Origin of the sequence: Facklamia miroungae (genome assembly GCF_012396555.1) — a bacterium.
In the GTDB taxonomy this organism is placed as follows: domain Bacteria; phylum Bacillota; class Bacilli; order Lactobacillales; family Aerococcaceae; genus Facklamia; species Facklamia miroungae.
Map to the genome: position 1 here is coordinate 1 of NZ_JAAXPS010000020.1, position 3,252 is coordinate 3,252.

Genomic DNA, 3,252 nt, shown 5'->3' on the forward strand with positions numbered 1-3,252 from the left:
ATAACTTTGATATGACACGCGTGGCAACGTCCTACTCTCACAGGGTCAAAGACCCAACTACCATCGGCGCTAAGAAGCTTAACTGCTGTGTTCGGCATGGGAACAGGTGTGTCCTTCTTGCCATCATCACCACACAGTGTCACATTTTAAAGTTATCTTGAGCAATCTTTCGATCACTCAAAACTGAATACACCTAAACCTACCTTGAAATCTCATGGTTAAGTCCTCGACCGATTAGTACTAGTCCGCTCCATATATCGCTATACTTCCACTTCTAGCCTATCTACCTGATCGTCTCTCAGGGGTCTTAATTCTTTCGAATGGGAAATCTCATCTTGAAGCTGGCTTCCCGCTTAGATGCTTTCAGCGGTTATCCATCCCACACATAGCTACCCAGCAATGCTCCTGGCGGAACAACTGGTACACCAGCGGTGTGTCCATCCCGGTCCTCTCGTACTAAGGACAGCTCTTCTCAAATTTCCTACGCCCGCGACGGATAGGGACCGAACTGTCTCACGACGTTCTGAACCCAGCTCGCGTACCGCTTTAATGGGCGAACAGCCCAACCCTTGGGACCGACTTCAGCCCCAGGATGCGATGAGCCGACATCGAGGTGCCAAACCTCCCCGTCGATGTGAACTCTTGGGGGAGATAAGCCTGTTATCCCCAGGGTAGCTTTTATCCGTTGAGCGATGGCCCTTCCATGCGGTACCACCGGATCACTAAGCCCGACTTTCGTCCCTGCTCGACTTGTAGGTCTCGCAGTCAAGCTCCCTTCTGCCTTTGCACTCTACGAATGATTTCCAACCATTCTGAGGGAACCTTTGGGCGCCTCCGTTACTCTTTAGGAGGCGACCGCCCCAGTCAAACTGCCCACCTGACACTGTCTTCCGTGTTCTTCACGCGAGTTAGAGGGTTCATATTACAAGGGTAGTATCCCACCAACGTCTCCCTGCATACTGGCGTACACAGTTCTTCGACTCCTACCTATCCTGTACATGTCACACAAACACTCAATATCAAGTTGCAGTAAAGCTCCATGGGGTCTTTCCGTCCTGTCGCGGGTAACCTGCATCTTCACAGGTACTATAATTTCACCGAGTCTCTCGTTGAGACAGTGCCCAGATCGTTACGCCTTTCGTGCGGGTCGGAACTTACCCGACAAGGAATTTCGCTACCTTAGGACCGTTATAGTTACGGCCGCCGTTTACTGGGGCTTCAATTCGCACCTTCGCTTGCGCTAAGCGCTCCTCTTAACCTTCCAGCACCGGGCAGGCGTCAGCCCCTATACGTCATCTTTCGATTTAGCAGAGACCTGTGTTTTTGATAAACAGTCGCCTGGGCCTATTCACTGCGGCTGACTTGCGTCAGCACCCCTTCTCCCGAAGTTACGGGGTCATTTTGCCGAGTTCCTTAACGAGAGTTCTCTCGCTCACCTTAGTGTTCTCCACTTGACTACCTGTGTCGGTTTGCGGTACGGGTTGGTTATACTAGCTAGAAGCTTTTCTCGACAGTTTGATTATCCACCTTCGCTACTTTAATTTCGCTCCAGGTCACAACTCATCATTAATCGTAAGCATTTGACTCACCATCTCACTCGTTGCTTCTACAGACATTTCCATCAGTCTGCGTGGATTTACCTCCTGTGTCCCTCCATTGCTTAAATCGTATTTCCCAAGTACAGGAATCTCTACCTGTTGTCCATCGCATACGCCGTTCGGCTTTTGCTTAGGTCCCGACTAACCCAGGGAGGACGAGCCTTCCCCTGGAAACCTTAGTCAATCGGTGGACGGGATTCTCACCCGTCTTTCGCTACTCATACCGGCATTCTCACTTCTATGCGCTCCACTGCTCCTTACGGTACAGCTTCGCCGCACATAGAACGCTCTCCTACCACTCTAATAAATTAGAATCCACAGCTTCGGTGTACTGTTTAGCCCCGGTACATTTTCGGCGCAGGGTCACTCGACTAGTGAGCTATTACGCACTCTTTAAATGATGGCTGCTTCTAAGCCAACATCCTAGCTGTCTAGGCAACCCCACATCCTTTTCCACTTAACAGTTACTTTGGGACCTTAGCTGGTGGTCTGGGCTGTTTCCCTTTCGACTACGGATCTTATCACTCGCAGTCTGACTCCCAGAGATGAGTTTGTGGCATTCGGAGTTTATCTAGATTCGGTAACCCGAAAGGGCCCCTAGTCCAAACAGTGCTCTACCTCCACAACTCTTCCTCTGAGGCTATACCTAAATATATTTCGGAGAGAACCAGCTATCTCCAGGTTCGATTGGAATTTCTCCGCTACCCACACGTCATCTCCACACTTTTCAACGTATGTGAGTTCGGTCCTCCAGTGCGTCTTACCACACCTTCAACCTGCACATGGGTAGGTCACCTGGTTTCGGGTCGACGACACCTGACTGGCGCCCTATTCAGACTCGCTTTCGCTACGGCTCCGTATCTTCTACTTAACCTTGCCAACTATCGTCACTCGCCGGTTCATTCTACAAAAGGCACGCCATCACCCATTAACGGGCTCTGACTACTTGTAAGCACACGGTTTCAGGTACTCTTTCACTCCCCTTCCGGGGTGCTTTTCACCTTTCCCTCACGGTACTGGTTCACTATCGGTCACTAGGGAGTATTTAGCCTTACCAGATGGTCCTGGTGGATTCCGACGGGATTTCTCGTGTCCCGCCGTACTCAGGATACTCCTGAGCCAGTTGATCTTTCGCATACGGGGGTCTCACCCTCTCTGCCGCCCCTTCCCATGGGCTTCTACTAAATCGTCTGGTCTCGTGATGGAGTCCTACAACCCCAACGTGCATGCACGCTGGTTTGGGCTCTTCCCCGTTCGCTCGCCGCTACTTAGGGAATCATTCTTATTTTCTTTTCCTGCAGGTACTTAGATGTTTCAGTTCTCTGCGTCTACCTTCCTTGCGGATAATGATCTTCTACAATCATTGGGTTCCCCCATTCGGAAATCTCCGGTTCTTAGCGTACTTACCGCTCCCCGAAGCATATCGCTGTTCGTCGCGTCCTTCATCGGCTCCTAGTGCCAAGGCATTCACCGTGCGCCCTTTATTGCTTAACCACAATATTTTCGCTTATTTTTTAACTCTATGATGTTACTCATAGACTCGGTCAATTTCTCGGTTCATTATATCTTTTATTTAAGAAATAATGTGATTGTCATACCTCGCATCGAGAATATGATCAATCTTGTTTGGTGTATTCAGTTTTCAATGATCGAT

The 3,252-nt window shown here is 49.9% G+C and carries 2 rRNA genes; both read right to left on the bottom strand.

Annotation, left to right across the window (positions count from 1 at the left end):
• Positions 1-18: 18 nt before the first annotated feature.
• Positions 19-134: ribosomal RNA gene (rrf, locus tag HF969_RS09665) — 5S ribosomal RNA — on the bottom strand.
• Between the two features lie 80 nt (positions 135-214).
• A 23S ribosomal RNA gene (locus tag HF969_RS09670) occupies positions 215-3,092 on the bottom strand.
• Positions 3,093-3,252 lie beyond the last annotated feature (160 nt).